Below are 15,982 nucleotides of genomic sequence, written 5' to 3'. Positions count from 1 at the left end.
GGATCTCTCACCTGCCTCACACCGGACTCTTCACCTCCCTCGGCGCCCCGCTCACCAGGCCTGATTACCGTCCGGTGCCGTGCAGTTGGCAGAACAGCAGCTGGTGACGCCCGGCCGACGGACGCAGTGGTCGGTGCCCGCCACGATCCTCGAACCCCCCGCCCAGTGGCACCGGGTCCTGACGCTCCTCGCGGACGTCAGCCTCTTCATAGGCACGCGCGCGATCTGGACGCAGGCGGCCGGTCACCGTCTCGTCGTGGCCGCGGCCATCTCGATGTGCTACGCCTCGATCCTGGTCTGTGGCGTGCTGGCACTGGTCGTCCGGCGGGCGAGGTCACTGGCCCGCCTCGACCTGTGTGTCCTGGTGACCGCCGTGACGCTGACGCTCTGCGCGTGGGCGATGAACCACGCGGGCAGCGACGAGGCGATCCTCACCACCCAGGCCGCCCGGGAACTGGTCGCCGGGCACCCCGTCTACGGGCAGCCGTGGCCCTGGCTGTTCGGCCACGGCGTCGCGCTCACCCCGACGGTGACGGGCGGCTACGACTTCACGTACGGCTATCCGCCGCTGGCCCCGCTGCTGACGGCACCGCTGCTGTGGCTGGGGCACGGGGGCATGCCCGCCACCGCGGTGAGCACGGCCGCCCTCGTCGCCGGCGCCGTCGCGCTGTGGCGGATGCTGCCCACGCCGTGGCGGTCGGCGGCGACCATGGGGTACCTGGGCTTCGGCTTCCTGCCCTCGTACGGCCGCCTCGGCTATCCGGCGATCGTGGCGCTGGCCCTGCTGGTGCCGGTGGTGGTGCGGTGGCCGCGGATCGGGCGGGGCGGGCGGCTCGGGGCCGGGGGGCTGGCGCGGGCGGCGTGTCTCGGGGCGGCGTGTGCGGCGCAGCAACTGCCGTGGTTCGTCGCGCCGTTTCTGCTGGCCGGGATCTACGCCGTGCGGCGCGGGGAGCTGGGCGCACGCGCGGCGGGGCTGGTGGTGGCGCGGTTCGCCGGGGCCGCCGGGGTCGTATGGCTGTTGCTCAACACGTACTTCGTCGTGAGTGAGCCGGGCACCTGGATCCGGGGCATCGCGCTGCCGCTGACGCAGGGTGCGGTGATCCACGGGCAGGGGGTGGTCGGCATCTCGCTGTACTTCACCGACGGCAGCGACCGGCTCGACTGGTACGCGCACGCGAGCATGCTGCTGGCGGCGGGGCTGCTCGTCCTCTTCGTGCTGTTCGTGCGGCGGCTTGGGCCCGCGGCGACCGTCCTGCCGTGGTGCGCGTTCTTTCTGGCGACCCGGTCGCAGGACGGCTACTACCTGATGATGACGCCGCTGTGGCTGGCGGCGGCGGTCACCGCGCCCGCTTCGGAATTCGCCACCGCCTGGCATCCGCGCCCCAGAGTGCTCCGCCGGCGTCCGGCGCGGATCGCGGCGGCCGCGCTGCTGCTCACCCCGGCCCTGGCGAGCGCGGCATGGGCGGCGACCGGGACGCCGCCGCTGGGCATGCGGGTGACGTCGGCACGTTGGGCGACGTCGACCACCGTGACCCGTCTGGACGTCGAGGTCACCAACACGGAAGCCGCCGCCCTGACCCCGCACTTCACGCTCACCACGGGCCAGGGCATGGACCAGTACTGGACGGTCATACGAGGACCTGCCGCGCTGCCCGCTCACACGACGGCGAGCTATGAACTCCGGCCGCCCGCAGGGAGGTTCGCCCTCCCCCGGCCGGGCGTACGGATCCGGCTGCGGGCCTTCACGGCCGTACCGCAGACGCTGTCGAGCGCCGACGTCAGGCTGCCGCGGTCCGGGTGAAGCGGAGCGTGCCGGCGACCGTGGTCAGGCCGCGGATCATGCCGAGCTGGTTCCAGCCCATGCCGAACTGGGCGCGGTCGACGGTGAACTCGGTGTCCAGGGTGAGCGCGTCGGCGTCCGCGCCGACGAGGCGGGCGGTGAAGGACTTGGGGCGGCTGATGCCGCGGACGGTGAGCTGACCGACGACGTGCACGGTGTCGTCGGCGCGGAGGTCGGCGCTGCGGACCGAGAAGGTGATCTCGGGGTGGTGGGCGGCGTCGAAGAAGTCGGCGCCGCGCAGGTGCTCGTCACGCTTGGCGTTGCGGGTGTCCAGGGAGGCGGCGTCCAGGGTGATCGTGCCGATGGCGGAGCCGTCGGGGCGCACCTCGCCGTTGCCGGTGACGGCGGTGAAGGTGCCCTTCACGGTGACCAGGCCCCAGAAGGTCTTGTGCCGGAGGGCGACGGTGGAGGCGGCGGGGTCGAGCTGCCAGGTTCCGGTTCCGACGGCGACGGTCATGATCTTTCACTCCTGAGCATCGGGGGGATCATCAGGGGATGTAGTCCAAATTTGGATGACCACACGCTAGCCGATACTCCAATTTTGAACAACAGCTACACTCGAAATCATGGCCGACCTCCCCGCATGCCCCTCCGCCTCCGGCGACGGACTCCTGCCCGTCGAACTGCACGCCTGGATGCTGATGCTGGCCGCGACAGGAGCCGTCGAGCAGGAGCTGCGCAACGTCGTCAAGGAACGGCTGGACGTCTCGCACGACGAGTTCCTGGTCCTGTGCCTGCTCGCCGCGGACCCCGGCCAGGCGCTGCGCATGACGCGGATCGCCGAGCTCCTGGGCCGCCCCAAGACCCGGCTCACCTACCAGATCGCCTGCCTCCAGCACGCCGGCCTGGTCACCCGCAGGTCGGTGTGCGGCGACAAGCGGGGCGTCGAGGTCGCGCTCACCGAGAAGGCACGGGGCCTGATCAAGGAGGCCTCCGGGGTCCTCGCCGAGACGGTCAAGGAGGCGCTCGCACGGTTCATGGGTCCCGCCCAGCGCCAGGCGATGTGCGCGCTGATGCCCGACTTCGCCGGGGAGGCGACGCCGGAGTAGTCGCCGGTGCGGTTGCGGGTACCCGGGTGGCCCCCGCACCGACACCGAGGAGGGGTTCATGGGCATCGCGGACCTGCCCGCTCCCGTCGTACGACACGACACGGCACCCCCACCCGACCCGTCCGCCCTGGAGGCGGCACTGCGGGAGCGCGTCGACGGGGAGGTCCGTTTCGACGCCGGAAGCCGGGCCGCGTACTCCACCGACGCCTCGAACTTCCGCCAGACGCCGATCGGCGTGGTCGTGCCGCACACCCCCGAGGCGGCCGCGGAGGCGGTGGCCGTCGCCCGGGAGCAGGGCGCGCCCGTGCTGTCGCGGGGCGGCGGGACCAGTCTGGCCGGACAGTGCACCAACACGGCCGTCGTCATCGACTGGTCGAAGTACTGCACGGGCCTGGAGTCGGTCGACGTCGAGGCCCGTACATGTGTCGTCCAGCCGGGCATCGTCCTCGACGAGCTCAACCGGCAACTCGCCCCGAAGGGCCTGCGCTTCGGCCCCGAGCCCGCCACCCACGCCAACTGCACGATCGGCGGCATGATCGGCAACAACTCGTGCGGTGCCACCGCGCAGGCGCACGGCAAGGTCGTCGACAACATCGCCCGCCTGGAGGTGCTGCTCTACGACGGCACCCGCTTCTGGTGCGGGCGGACGAGCGACGAGGAGTACGCCGGGATCGAGGGACAGGGCGATCTGCGAGCCGCCGTGTACCGGCAGCTGCGCGCCCTGCGCGAAACCCACGCCGACGACATCCGCCGCCGCTTCCCGCAGATCCCTCGCCGGGTCTCCGGCTACAACCTCGACTCCCTCCTCCCCGAGCACGGCTTCGACGTCGCCGGGCTGCTGGTCGGCAGCGAGTCGACGCTGGTCACCGTCCTGCGGGCGGAGCTGAAGCTGGTGCCGGTGGTGAAGGAACGCACACTGGTGGTGCTGGGGTTCTCGGACATCGCCCTCGCCGCGGACGCCGTACCGGCGATCCTGCCGTACGAGCCGATCGCGCTGGAGGGGGTCGACCGTCAGCTGATCTACGACGAGCGGCTCAAGCACCTCAATGAGCAGGCCCTCGGCCAAATGCCCGAAGGTAACGCCTTCTTGATGGTGCAGTTCGGCGGCGAGACCGTCGAGGAGGCCGACGAGCACGCGCACCGGATGCTGGACGCACTGCACGAGTCCGAGCACGACGCGGAGGTCGCCTTCCTGGACGACCCCGCCCACGAGGAGCAGCTCTGGCAGGTCCGCGAGGCCGGTCTCGGCGCCACGGCGCACATCCCCGACCACCCGGACACGTGGGAGGGCTGGGAGGACTCGGCGGTGCCACCCGAGCGGCTCGGCGAGTACCTGCGGCGGCTGCACGCCCTGTTCGAGGAGTTCGGGTACCTGAGCGACACCGGGCCCAGCCTCTACGGCCACTTCGGGCAGGGGTGCGTGCACACCCGGATTCCCTTCGATCTGTACAGCGCCGAGGGCGTGGCCGCCTACCGGCGGTTCATGGAGCGGGCGGCCGATCTCGTGGTCGGGTTCGGTGGGTCCCTCTCCGGCGAGCACGGGGACGGGCAGAGCCGGGGTGAGCTGCTGCCGCGGATGTTCGGGCAGGAGCTGGTGGAGGCGTTCGGGCGGCTCAAGGGCATCTTCGACCCGGCCGACCGGATGAACCCCGGGAAAGTCGTGGCGCCGTACGGGCTCGATGAGCACCTGCGGCTGGGCGGCGACTGGGAGCCGCAGGACCCCCGCGACCTGCACTTCCGCTTCCCCCACGACGGCGGGTCCTTCGCCGAGGCCGCCAACCGGTGTGTGGGCGTGGGCAAATGCCGTCGCCTCGAAACCGAGGGCGGCACGGTGATGTGCCCGTCCTACCAGGTCACGCTGGAGGAGGAGCACTCCACGCGAGGCCGGGCCCGGCTGCTGTTCGAGATGCTCGACGGGCATGGCGACAGCGCGATCCGGGACGGCTGGCGTTCGGCGGCGGTCAAGGACGCGCTCGATCTGTGCCTGGCCTGCAAGGGGTGCAAGAGCGACTGTCCGGCCGATGTCGACATGGCGACGTACAAGGCGGAGTTCCTGTCCCACCACTACGCGGGGCGGCCCTGGCTCAGGCCCCGCTCCGATCTGTCGATGGGCTGGCTGCCGGTCCTCGCCCAGGCCGTGGGCCGCGGCGGGCTCGGCCCGGTGGTCAACGCGTTCACGCACACCCCGCCGCTGTCCCGGGCGGCGGTCGCGGTGGCCGGGGTCGAGGACCGGGAAGTGCCGCTGTTCGCGCGGCAGTCGCTGCAGCGGTGGTTCGCCCGCCGTGACCGGGACGACTCCCACGGCTCCTCCTCCGCCGGGGAGCGCGGGTCGGTGCTGCTATGGCCGGACACGTTCACCAACTTCTTCCAGCCGCACGTCGGACAGGCGGCGGTGGAGTTGCTGGAGCACGCGGGCTGGCGCGTGAGCATGCCCAGCGAGCCGCTGTGCTGCGGGCTGACATGGATCTCCACCGGTCAACTCGGGGTCGCCGAACGCGTTCTGAGCCGGACCGTGCGCCACCTGGCCGGTCATCTGCGGGAGGGCGGGCTGGTGGTCGGCCTGGAGCCGAGCTGTACCGCCGTGTTCCGGTCGGACGCGGGCGAGCTGTTCCCCGGCGACCGGGACGTGCGCAGGCTGGCGGAACAGACGGTGACACTGGCGGAGTTGCTCACCGGGCACAGCCCGGGATACGAGCCCCCGCGGGTACCCGACCGCACCGCCCGCGCGCTGGCCCAGGTGCACTGCCACCAGCACGCCGTACTGGGCTGGGAGGCCGACGGGAAGCTGCTGCGCCAGGCCGGGGTCGAGGCGGAGCGACTGGATTCCGGCTGCTGCGGCCTCGCCGGCAACTTCGGCTTCGAGCAGGGCCACCTGGAGGTCAGCCGGGCCTGCGCGGAACGCGTCCTGCTGCCGCGGCTGCGGGAGGAGGACGCCGGCACCGTGGTCCTCGCGGACGGCTTCAGCTGCCGTACGCAGATCCACGAGCTCGACAGCGGCGGCCACGAGGCGGTCCACCTGGCGGAACTGCTGGCGTCGGCGCTGCCCTCGTCCGAGGTGGCGGGGAGCGCGTACGGGGTTGCCCCGGGCGCCCGGCCGGCGCCCGCGGGGCGTGGCGCGCGGGCCCTGGCACTCGCTTCGGCGGGGGTCGCGGTGGGCGGGGCGGCCGCGGGGGTGGCTCGGGCGGTTCGTGGGATGCGGAGGGGATGACCGGCCGTCCCCAGAGCGGCCGGTCATCCCGCATCAGGCGGAGGGCGCTCCGGTGAGGACCTCCACCCGGCCGGTGTCGAGCGAGTAGTAGGCGCTGACGACGGCCAGGTCGCCCTTCTTCACGAGCGGGGCGAGATCGGCGTTGCTCCGCAGATCGGCGGCGGTCTGCTTGACGTGGACGCGGGTCATGGCGTCGACCGGGTCCGCGTGCTTCTGCTGGGAGATCGCCTCGTACGCCGGGCGCAGGGCTTCGGCGATGGACTGCAGGGTGCCCGGCAGCGGCTTGTTGTCCTTCAGGGCCTTGTACGACGCCTTGACCGCGCCGCAGCGCTGGTGCCCGAGGACGACGATCAGCGGGGTCCCCGAGGTCATGGGCCCGTACTCGACGGAACCGGTGACCACCGGTGCCACGACCTGCCCGCCGGTGCGCATCACGAACAGGTCGCCGAGCCCGGTGTCGAAGAGGAGCTCCGGCGGCACCCGGGAGTCGATGCAGGAGAGGATGACGCCGTACGGGTCCTGCTCCGGGGCGACGAACGCGCGCCGGTCGAGATCCCGGTTGGGGTGCTGGAGCGTCCCGTCCACCCAGCGCTTGTTGCCGTCCATCAGCCGCGCGAACGCCGCCCATGGCGAGTCCGGGGCTGCGATCGGCGAGGGTGAGGGGGTCGCCGCCGCTCCGACGGCCGCCGTCCTGTCCGCTGCCGTGCCGGTGTCCGTCTTCGACGAACAGCCGGTTATCACGGCCGCGGTGGCGATTATCCCTCCCGTGAGAAAGGCTCTCCGCTGCGGTTGCGAGGCGCTGCCCATGGCACTCGTCCCTTCTGTTCTCCCTGGTGACGCGGGTGATTCCACTGTTGCGAAACAGCGGTTAACGCCCGTACAGGCCAGATGCAGGGGACGGGAAGCGCGCGTCCAAATCACGCGGAGTGGTGGCCTGTTCGGCGGTCCCGAGGCGTAGTGGCCCGCGCTCCGCCGAACGTTCCCGGGGCGAGCCGCGTCATAGCGGTAACCGTCTTCGAGGGGGCCTCCGCCATGACCGTCGTACCGCTCGCTGCCCGTCCCGTGTCCCAGGTCGCGCTGATCGGAGGGATGTTCTGCGCGCTCGCCGCCTGCGGCACCGAGACCTCGGCGTCATCGGCGACTGAGGCGCCGACGCGGGCCACGTGGCAGGAGCCCGCCTCGTACACGTACACGCTCCGCTCGAGCGAAGGGGAGCGGAGCCTGCTCGGCATCTTCCGGATCACCGTGCGCGACGGCGCCGTGGCCGAGGCGGTGGGCCTCGACGACAGCGGCCGGCGCGTGGTCGAGGACGTCCCCGACGCGGTGCCCACCATCGGGGCGCTCCTCGACGAACTGGACCAGGCCCGACGGGACGACGCGGACACCGCCGAGGCGGACTACGCCGCCGACGGGCATCCCGTGCGGATCTCCCTGGACTGGGAGGAGAACGCGATCGACGACGAGGCCCTCTACGTCATCAGCGCCTACGAGCCGACCGACGGCCGGAGCGCCGGCCGCTGAACGGGTCAGCCGTCGAAGCGCCGCCGCGACTCCTCGATGTGGCCCAGGTACGTGTGGGTCCAGTCGCACATGCCGTCGATCGTCACGCGCAGGGCCTGACCGGATTCGGTGAGGGTGTACTCGACCTTCGGCGGCACGGTGGCGTGAACGGTGCGGTCGACGAGGCCATTGCGCTCCAGCATGCGCAGGTTCTGGGTGAGCATCTTGTGGCTGATGCCCTCGATCCCGGCCCGCACCTCGCTGAAGCGCAGGGTGCGCTCACCGAGGGATTCGATGATCAGAAGCGCCCACTTGTTGGCGATGTCGGAGAAGATCTCCCGCGCCAGGGAGTCCGCCCGCGTCAGGTCCGCTTCGTCCGCCGAGCCGTTGAACTGCTTGGTCACCATCTGGTTCCCCAGTCACCGAAAAGTGCGTTCTTCCATGTCAGCCCACACTCTCCTATGGTTCCCGAGTAACCACAAGAGACCAGGAGACCTGGTCCGGAAGATCCGAAGAATCCGGAGAACCCGGAGAAGGAGAATGAGCAGCATGGCCATCACCCTGGTGAATCCCACCGGACTGCCGAAGATCGACGCCTACCGGCAGGTGTCGGTCGCATCCGGTTCGAAGCTGGTCTTCCTGGCCGGACAGGTCTCCTGGGACGCCGACGGCGTCACGGTCGGCGAAGGGGATCTCGCCGCTCAGGTCGAGCAGTCCTACGTCAACGTCGCCACCGCTCTGGCCGAGGTCGGCGCCTCCTTCGCCGACGTGGCGAAGCTGACCGTCTACGTCGTCGACTGGACCCCCGACAAGATGCCCCGGCTCATGGACGGCATTGCCCGCGCGGGCAAGCGACTGGGAGACACGCCGGTACCGCCCGCCACGCTGATCGGCGTCGCGGCGCTGGACGTACCGGAGCATCTGGTCGAGGTGGAGGCCACCGCGGTCCTGGACTGACGGCGTCCGACTCCTCCGTGTTCGTTGCGTTCACTTCGCCGGCCTCGACCGGGTCAGGCCCGCGTAGCGGTGTGCGACTCCGCCCGGAAGCAGGTACTCGGCCAGCAGGTTGCCGGCGCGCAGGGACGGCAACCCCATGTCGTGCAGGAGTTCGTCCGCGCAGTGGATGTCGTAGGGGCCGAAGTCGTAGCCGCCGGAGCCCGGCAGCACCTGCTCCTGCCAATCCAGGCGAGCGTCGATGGCGTCCCGCATCTCCTGCTCGCCCGGGGTGGAACGCAGGGTCGCCCGGAAATGACTGGTCAGCCAGTGCGCGGTGAGTTCCACGCCCATGATGTTGTTGAAGACCTGCCGGAAACCGACGAACCCCAGCCGGTCGGCGCCGGGCGGCACGATGCCTCGGTAGAGCCGCAGCCGCCCGGTGGAGTCGTGCACTCGGACGCCCGGATCCAGGAACGGGAACACTTTGTGGTGGCCCGTGGCGAACACGATGACATCCGCCGCCACTTCCTCGCCGGTCGCCAGGCGCAGCCCCTTGTCGGTGTACGCCTCGACGGCACTGACCTTGGGGGCGATCAGGCCGCGGCGGACGGCTCGCACGTAGCCGCGTGGCATCACTCCCGCGTGGGCCAGGTGGAAGGGGAGCGGGTGAGCGGGCCGCAGCTGCCTCGGCAGCCGGTACAGCCCCGTGGAGAACAGCATGTCGCGGGTGATGAGCCACCACAGAGCCCGCTTGACCCGCTCGTCGATACGGTCGATCGGACGGACACAGGCCGGATCGTGGTAGCGGGGCAGGAGCGCCTCACCGAACCGGCTGAACAGGATCCACTTGTAGCCGACCAGCCCGAGCAGGAGCCGCTCCGGGACCATCCAGTTCACCTTGCGCTGCACGAGGGTGGCCGAGGCCGCCTCGCGCGCCGCGCGGGTCGCCAGGTCCAACGCGGACTTGCCGCCCCCCACGACGACCACACGCCGGCCGGAGAACGTCCCGGCCCGCACCTCGTTGGAGTGCAGCACGGTCCCGCCGAACGACTCACGCCCGGGCAGCTCGGGCAGGTGGGCATGATGATGAGCCCCGCTGGCGACGACGACGTAGTCGAAGCTTTCGCGCTGCACCTCCGCCGCCTTGTCACCGGCGGGCCGGGAGTCGATCACCCAGCCGGAGGCGCCCAGCCGCCCAGGCCCTTCCACCGCCCGGATGGAGATCACCTCGGTGCCGGGTCGGACGCGGTCCAGCACACCGAAGGTCTCGGCGTACTTCTCCAGATAGCGCTGCGTGTCCACCGCGCCGGCGAAGTGCAGGCGGTTGGGCAGGTCCGCGAATTCGAAGAGGCGCAGCGCGGCCTGGTTGGCCAGCCCGACGTAGCAGCCTTCCGCTGACCAGATCCCGCCGACCTGCTGGTACTTGTCGAGGACCGTGACGTCGAAGCCGTTCTCCAGCAGGACCTTGGCGGTGACGATTCCCCCGGGGCCGGCCCCGACCACACACGCTCTCATCCGCTGTCACTCTCCTTGGGTGATCGGTGTCAACTTCCCGGTGGCGGTACCAGAGTTGCGGGTGCGGGGCCGTCGGGCCGGACGGTGATGCCGTACTTCGCCCCCGCCGGGGTGGAGGAGAAGGCCGGGGTGTGGAACGGCAGCAGGTGTTCGAGCAGGACCGTCGATTCGCGGAGCGCGAATTGCAGACCGAGGCAGGCTCGGGGGCCGATACCGAAGGGGAAGTAGGCACCCGGGTGGGCGGGCCGGCCGTCCGGGGCGGTGAAGCGCCGGGGGTCGAAGTGCTCCGGCTCCGGCCACAGTTCGGGGTCGCGGTGGGTGAGGTACGGGCATACGAGGATGTCGGTGCCCGCCTCGATGGTGTGGCCGGCGAGAGTGTCGGCTTCGGCGGCGTGGCGGGGCAGGAGCCAGGCGGAGGGGTAGAGCCGGAGCGTCTCGTGGACCAGCGCTTGGATGGCCTGGCGGCGTTGCGGTGTGCCTTCCGCGCCGGCGGCGAGGGCTTGTTCGCGGGCGGCGGGGTGCCGGTCCAGGAGCAGGTAGAGCCAGCTCAGGGTGGTCGCGGTGGTCTCGTGCCCGGCGGCGAGCAGCGTGACCAGTTCGTCGCGGATCAGCCGGTCGGTGTATTCGGGGCGTTCGGTGGCGGCGTCGGTCAGGACGTGCACCAGGCCCGGGCCGTCGGGACCGGCCGCCCCGCTGCGGGCGGCCTCGATGGCACGCCGGGCGACGGCGTCGATCCGGGCGAGGTCGGCGGCGACGGCGTCCTGGGCCTCGGAGATGTCGGCGGGCAAGGTCGGAATGGCGCTCGCCACGGCCTCCACGGCGGTCAGTTCGCGCTCGGTCCGGTCGTCGAGGGGGTGCCCGGTGAGGGAGCGCCAGATGGCGTCGAGGGCGAAGCGGTGCATCTCCCGCCCCACGTCGAAGGTCTCCCCGGTCCGGGCGTACCCGTCCCAGCGCTCGGCGGTGGTCCGGGCGGCCGCGGTGATCCGCTGCTCGTAGCGGCGCATCCCGGTGCCGGTGAACTGGGACTGCAACAGGCGGCGTTGCCGCTTCCACGCCTCACCGGTGGCGGCCATGACGCCGTCGCCGATCAGCAGGCGGGCGCGGTGGGAGCGCTTGACGTACCGCTCCGGGTGCCGGGCGAGGACGTGCTGGACGGCCGTCGGATCGGTGACGAGAACGGTGGGAGCCGGCCCGATCCGGAACGCGGCGACGCCACCGACCCGCTCGCGCACCTGCGCCAGCAGCTCGACCAGTTCGCCTCCCCCCGAACGCCACCCCGCCACGAGCCCCGGCTCGGCTTCGGGGACCGGCCGCCCGGTTCCTGGAACGCCTGAAACACCGGGAACACCGGGAACACCGGGAACACCGGGAACGGGGGCGAGACCGGCTTCGGTTTCCATGCTTCTTCTCCTGGTCAACCGCTGGGCTTGGCCGTGGACTTGGCCGCACCGGAGTACTGGCATCACGGACTGTACGGGAGCAGGCACATCCGGTGGCAGTCCGCGTCAACGTGGCCGCGCGCCGCCGACCAGTACGAAGGCTGCAACTGGACAGCGGACGGCAGGAGACCTGGGAGGCTCCCCCCTCCCCCTCCCCCGGCACCGGCACCGGCACCGGCAGCTCAGGCTGTGTCTCGTGAACCGGGAGCCCGACGGCCGTCTCGCACTGTCGGGTCCCAGAGGCCGCCGGCCTCGTCGCGGGCGAGGTGCTCGGCGTAGACGCCGACCTTCCAGGCGATGACGGAACGGCACTCCTCCAGTGCCTCTATCTGCTCCTCGACGCGCTGCTGGTGGGCGTCGAGGAGCTGCAGGCGCTCGGCCTCGTTGCCCGGACCCTGCCGTACCAGCTCGGCGAACTGCTTGAGATCGGCGAGCGGCATGCCGGATTCCCGCAGTTTGACGCAGATCAGCAGCCAGTCGACGTCGGCGGTGGTGTATCGCCGTCGGCCGCCCGCGGTGCGCCGGACCGGTCCGACCAGCAGGCCCTCGCGCTCGTAGAAGCGCAGTGCGTGCACGCTGAGCCCGGTCCGCTCGGCTGCTTGGCCGATGCTCAGTGGATCCGCGGGGGTCTCGGTGGTCGTCATGCCGACCAGCCTAGGACTTGATCTAGACCTCGCTCCAGATCGTAGCGTCGTCGACATGACCACCACTGATCAGCGGCCGCTCGGCTCGCCCTTCTCCGCCACCAGCAGCGCCGAGGACGTCATGGCCGGCCTCGACCTCTCGGGCACCACCGCCGTCGTGACCGGGGGTTACTCCGGACTCGGTCTGGAGACCACCCGGGGCCTGGCCGCCGCCGGGGCCCGAGTCATCGTTCCGGCACGCCGGCCCGGCATCGCCCGCGCCGCGCTCAAGGATGTGGACGGCTGCGACGTCGTCCCCATGGACCTGGCCGACCTCGACAGCGTGCGCAGCGCCGCCGCGCAGATCAACGAATCCCTCGACCGGCTCGACCTCCTCATGGCCGTCGCCGGCGTCATGGCCACCCCTGAGTGGCGCGTCGGACCGGGCTGGGAAGGCCAGTTCGCCGTCAACCACTTCGGGCACTTCGCGCTCGTCTGCGAGCTCTACCCGCTCCTCGCCGCCGGTGGCGGTGCGCGCGTCGTCGTCAACAGCTCCGCGGGGCACACCCTGACCGACATCCGCCGGCACGACCCGCACTTTCGCACCGGGTACGACAAGTGGCTGGCCTACGGCCAGTCCAAGACCGCCAACTCCCTGTTCGCCGTGCGGCTCGACACCCTCGGGCGCGACGACGGCATCCAGGCGTTCGCTCTCCACCCGGGCAAGATCATTACCGGCCTCCAGCGAGAGATGACGCTCCAGGAGCAGATCGACCGCGGATGGGTGGACGAGCAGGGCAACGTGATCGGCGCCGGCTTCAAGACACCTTCCCAAGGCGCCGCCACCGGTCTGTGGGCGGCCACGTCCGCACTCCTCGACGACCGCGGCGGGCTCTACCTCGAAGACTGCGACGTCGCCCGCGTCTCCGCCCCCGCCGAGCCCATGGATGACGGCGGCGTCCGCGAGTATGCCATCGCCCCGGACGCGGCCGCGCGGCTGTGGGACCTGTCCGTCGCGGCGACCGGCGCCGCCGTCCCGATCACTCGATGAACAGAGCCACCGCCTGTGCCGCGGCCCGAAGATCACGGCCCGTACGCTCGTGCACATGGTTCAGCATCGAATGGTCGACGTGAACGGGGTCCGACTGCACATAGCGGAGGAAGGCGAAGGCCCACTCGTCGTGCTCCTGCACGGCTTCCCCGAGTCATGGCACTCCTGACGCCACCAGTTCGGCCCGCTGGCCGCCGCGGGCTTCCGCGTGGTCACCCCCGACCAGCGTGGCTACGGACGCAGCGACCATCCCGACGACGTCGACGCGTACACCATCCTCCACCTGGTCGGCGACGTCGTCGGGCTGATCCAGGCCCTCGGCGAGGAGAAGGTGTACGTCGTCGGGCACGACTGGGGCGCGCCGGTCGCCTGGCACACCGCACTCCTGCGGCCGGACATGGTGCGCGCGGTGGCCGGCCTGAGCGTGCCGCCGCCCTCCCGGGGGACGGAGCCTCCGCTGACCGTCATGGACGAGAGGTTCGGCGGGCGCTTCTACTGGAACTACTTCAACCGCCCCGGTGTCGCCGACGCCGAGTTCGCCAAGGACACGCGCACCGCGTTGCGGAAGTTCCTCTACTCGGCCTCCGGCGACGTGCCCGGCGATGTCAAGCAGCCGCTGGTCGACCCCGAACGGGGCTGGCTCGCGGCCATGCCGGACCCTGAAGTACTGCCGTCGTGGCTCACCGAGGACGATCTCGACGTGCTGACCGAGAGCTTCTCCAAGGGCTTCACCGGCGCTCTCAACTGGTACCGCAACCTCGACCGCAACTGGGAACTGACCGCACCGTGGGACGGCGCCGTCGTCACCCCGCCCGCCCTGTACATCTACGGCGACCGCGACCCCGTTCCCGCCTTCCCCGGCACCCCCGAATTCATCGAAAGCCTCCCCGCCCGCATGCCCGGCCTGCGGCGCGCGCCCCTCGTGCTGGCGGGCTGCGGACACTGGACCCAGCAGGAACGCCCGGACGAGGTGAACGCGGCGCTCATCGAATTCCTCACGCTCACCTGACACGACGCCGTGGTGGAAGCAGTGGAACCTCCCTCAGTGGTGGTGGCCGTGCCGGCCCAGGGTCTGCACGGGCGTCGCGCCGGGGCGGGTCCACTGCGGTACGGGGCGCCCGGTCGGGCCCCAGGTGGGGTTCCCGTCCGCGTCCGAGCGCCAGGACCAACACGCATCGCGTCCTTCGGGCCAGCCCTCGGGGTTGTCCTCCCACGCCTCGCCGCGGCCGTAGGGCGTCATGTCGAGCAGGCCGAGGGAACCGTTGACCCGCTCGTTGCCACGGCCCGTCGTGGAGTAGGTGAGGAACACGCGGTCGCCGTCGCGCAGGAAGGAGGTGAGGTAACCCATGTCGCCGCCGACCGGCGCGTCCACGTCGCGCACCGAGTACCAGGGCTGGGTGTAGCCCATGAACTCGACGTACGAGGCCACCTCGTCCCACGGCCCCGTGGTCAGGACGGCGAACGACACACCGCGGGCGTTGAGGTAGACGGCGTCCTTCAGGTGCCAGGCCGTGGTGGTGCAGCCCTCGCACTGACCCTGGTGCGGCGCGCCGTCGTACCACATGTGCTGGTAGACCACGAGCTCGTCGCGCCCCTGGAACAGGTCCAGGAACGGGACCGGGCCGTCGGGTCCGACGACCTCGACCGTCCCGTCGAACTCCACCATCGGCAGCCGGCGGCGGGCCGCGGCGATGGCGTCGCCCTCGTGGGTGTGGGCCTTCTCGCGGACCAGCAGCTCGTCACGGGCTGCCTGCCAGGGGGCCAGGTCAACGACGGGCGGGCGGCCGGGCAGCGCGGGGGTCGGGTCATCCGGCGTGGTCGTCATCATGTCCTCCGTGGTGGATCGTGCCGGGCAGTGTCGTACCGCGTTCTACGACGTCACCGGAACAGACTCCCGACCCGGCCGAAACTCATCGCAGCGGGCGGCCTCAGCCGACCCGAACGGACCACGTCGGGCCGGCAACGGCTACCAGACGTATACCTCGGGGGCCTCCCCGCCGGGGCCGGGCCAGATCTCGTCGAGCTTGCGCAGCGTGTCCTGCGACAGGGGCGCGCACCGAACAAAGTCGTGGGCGGCGACGGTGCTGCCGACGTTCTCTGCGCACTTCCCGGAGTGCGATCAGGCAGCCGGGGTGGGTGGGGCCGGCCTTCCATCACCACGTCGCCTCGCTCCTGCGGGAAGCGGGAGTCGAGGGTGATTCCGACATGCTCGGGTGACAGGTCGGGTCCGGCATGCAGAAGGTCTCGCCGGTTTCGCCAGGCGGGTGGCATCGACGACGAAACCGGCGAGAGTCTGGTTTCCGGACGCCGCCGCTGGAGCGGTCAGACGCCGGAAGGCCGATCGTTCACGAGCGCGGTGACGGTCTGGTGGAGTTCGTTGAGGACCTCGAGGAATCCCGTCCTGCCCCACAGCTCCAGGCCCAGGACGGCGGCGCCCACGGCCGTCATGTGCACGGCCCCTGGGAGGTCCTGGCCGGACAGCGCGCGCATCGCCGACTGGTCTCCGCGGGCCCAGGCACGCGTCGCCTCGGCAACGGCGAACTCGTGGTGGGGCGGGGCCGCGGCGGCGACCTCGTCGGAACGCCGGACCAACTGGCCGAGCTCACACCGCTTGCCGCTCAGCTCCATGATGCTGATGGTGGAGCGCAACAAACCGCTCAGGACCGCGTACACCTCTGTCCAGTTGCCCGCATCCAGACCGTCGAGTGCCTCTTGGACCGCGATGGCGTCCTGGTTCGCGTAACCCCGGACGACGTCCACCGCCCGGTCGCGGGAGGTCTTGTGCGCCGCATCCCTCATGCGGCGCACACTAGGGTCGCCC

14 protein-coding genes and 1 pseudogene are annotated in these 15,982 nt (G+C 71.2%); 7 read left to right on the top strand and 8 right to left on the bottom strand.

Going from position 1 to position 15,982, the window contains the following annotated elements; genetic code table 11:
* Window positions 1-103: 103 nt before the first annotated feature.
* The gene (locus tag AB5J49_RS36000; protein ID WP_369175369.1) at window positions 104-1,801 is read left to right on the top strand and encodes a hypothetical protein; all 1,698 of its coding nucleotides are present in this window, start codon (window positions 104-106) and stop codon (window positions 1,799-1,801) included.
* Here AB5J49_RS36000 and AB5J49_RS35995 read toward each other — a convergent pair.
* Window positions 1,779-2,297, bottom strand: coding sequence for a YceI family protein (locus AB5J49_RS35995; RefSeq protein WP_369173028.1), 519 nt, complete (start codon window positions 2,295-2,297; stop codon window positions 1,779-1,781). The two genes, AB5J49_RS36000 and AB5J49_RS35995, sit on opposite strands and share 23 nt — an antisense overlap.
* Window positions 2,298-2,406: 109 nt before the next feature.
* Here AB5J49_RS35995 and AB5J49_RS35990 point away from each other — a divergent pair, with 109 nt between their 5' ends.
* Both AB5J49_RS35990 and AB5J49_RS35985 read left to right on the top strand, forming a co-directional pair.
* Window positions 2,407-2,889, top strand: a complete 483-nt coding sequence (locus AB5J49_RS35990) for a MarR family winged helix-turn-helix transcriptional regulator (RefSeq protein WP_369173027.1) — start codon at window positions 2,407-2,409, stop codon at window positions 2,887-2,889.
* 58 nt (window positions 2,890-2,947) lie between these two features.
* Window positions 2,948-6,097, top strand: a complete 3,150-nt coding sequence (locus AB5J49_RS35985; RefSeq protein WP_369173026.1) for an FAD-binding and (Fe-S)-binding domain-containing protein — start codon at window positions 2,948-2,950, stop codon at window positions 6,095-6,097.
* Between the two features lie 33 nt (window positions 6,098-6,130).
* Here the strand turns inward: AB5J49_RS35985 and AB5J49_RS35980 are convergent, their stop codons facing one another.
* Complete coding sequence (locus tag AB5J49_RS35980; protein ID WP_369173025.1) at window positions 6,131-6,838, bottom strand: carbonic anhydrase; 708 nt, start codon at window positions 6,836-6,838, stop codon at window positions 6,131-6,133.
* A 291-nt stretch (window positions 6,839-7,129) separates the two neighbouring features.
* Between AB5J49_RS35980 and AB5J49_RS35975 the strand changes: the two genes are divergently transcribed.
* Entirely contained in the window at window positions 7,130-7,618 is a 489-nt protein-coding gene (locus tag AB5J49_RS35975) for a DUF6174 domain-containing protein (protein ID WP_369173024.1), read from the top strand.
* 5 nt (window positions 7,619-7,623) lie between these two features.
* Here the strand turns inward: AB5J49_RS35975 and AB5J49_RS35970 are convergent, their stop codons facing one another.
* On the bottom strand, window positions 7,624-8,004 hold the full coding sequence (locus tag AB5J49_RS35970) for a winged helix-turn-helix transcriptional regulator (protein ID WP_369173023.1): 381 nt from the start codon (window positions 8,002-8,004) through the stop codon (window positions 7,624-7,626).
* Window positions 8,005-8,146: 142 nt separating this feature from the next.
* Here AB5J49_RS35970 and AB5J49_RS35965 point away from each other — a divergent pair, with 142 nt between their 5' ends.
* Window positions 8,147-8,554, top strand: coding sequence for a RidA family protein (locus AB5J49_RS35965; RefSeq protein WP_369173022.1), 408 nt, complete (start codon window positions 8,147-8,149; stop codon window positions 8,552-8,554).
* Between the two features lie 30 nt (window positions 8,555-8,584).
* On the opposite strand, the gene AB5J49_RS35960 is transcribed toward AB5J49_RS35965, so the two are convergent.
* The 3 genes from AB5J49_RS35960 to AB5J49_RS35950 form a co-directional block, all read right to left on the bottom strand.
* The gene (locus AB5J49_RS35960; protein ID WP_369173021.1) at window positions 8,585-10,048 is read right to left on the bottom strand and encodes a flavin-containing monooxygenase; all 1,464 of its coding nucleotides are present in this window, start codon (window positions 10,046-10,048) and stop codon (window positions 8,585-8,587) included.
* 29 nt (window positions 10,049-10,077) lie between these two features.
* Complete coding sequence (locus AB5J49_RS35955; RefSeq protein ID WP_369173020.1) at window positions 10,078-11,448, bottom strand: cytochrome P450; 1,371 nt, start codon at window positions 11,446-11,448, stop codon at window positions 10,078-10,080.
* A gap of 221 nt (window positions 11,449-11,669) precedes the next feature.
* Window positions 11,670-12,131 (bottom strand): MerR family transcriptional regulator, encoded by a 462-nt coding sequence (locus AB5J49_RS35950; RefSeq protein ID WP_369173019.1) that lies wholly within the window; start codon window positions 12,129-12,131, stop codon window positions 11,670-11,672.
* 55 nt (window positions 12,132-12,186) lie between these two features.
* Here AB5J49_RS35950 and AB5J49_RS35945 point away from each other — a divergent pair, with 55 nt between their 5' ends.
* The gene (locus AB5J49_RS35945; RefSeq protein ID WP_369173018.1) at window positions 12,187-13,161 is read left to right on the top strand and encodes an SDR family NAD(P)-dependent oxidoreductase; all 975 of its coding nucleotides are present in this window, start codon (window positions 12,187-12,189) and stop codon (window positions 13,159-13,161) included.
* Window positions 13,162-13,216: 55 nt separating this feature from the next.
* Window positions 13,217-14,170: pseudogene (locus tag AB5J49_RS35940) on the top strand (alpha/beta fold hydrolase).
* A gap of 33 nt (window positions 14,171-14,203) precedes the next feature.
* On the opposite strand, the gene AB5J49_RS35935 reads toward AB5J49_RS35940, so the two are convergent.
* Together AB5J49_RS35935 and AB5J49_RS35930 are read right to left on the bottom strand one after the other, a co-directional pair.
* Window positions 14,204-14,986: a DUF899 domain-containing protein gene (locus AB5J49_RS35935; protein ID WP_369173017.1), complete on the bottom strand. Its 783-nt coding sequence runs from the start codon at window positions 14,984-14,986 to the stop codon at window positions 14,204-14,206.
* A 497-nt stretch (window positions 14,987-15,483) separates the two neighbouring features.
* The gene (locus AB5J49_RS35930; protein WP_369173016.1) at window positions 15,484-15,960 is read right to left on the bottom strand and encodes a hypothetical protein; all 477 of its coding nucleotides are present in this window, start codon (window positions 15,958-15,960) and stop codon (window positions 15,484-15,486) included.
* Window positions 15,961-15,982: the final 22 nt, after the last annotated feature.

Origin of the sequence: Streptomyces sp. R28 (genome assembly GCF_041052385.1) — a bacterium.
Taxonomy (GTDB): Bacteria; Actinomycetota; Actinomycetes; order Streptomycetales; family Streptomycetaceae; genus Streptomyces.
This window is presented reverse-complemented; position numbering and strand designations above follow the sequence as displayed.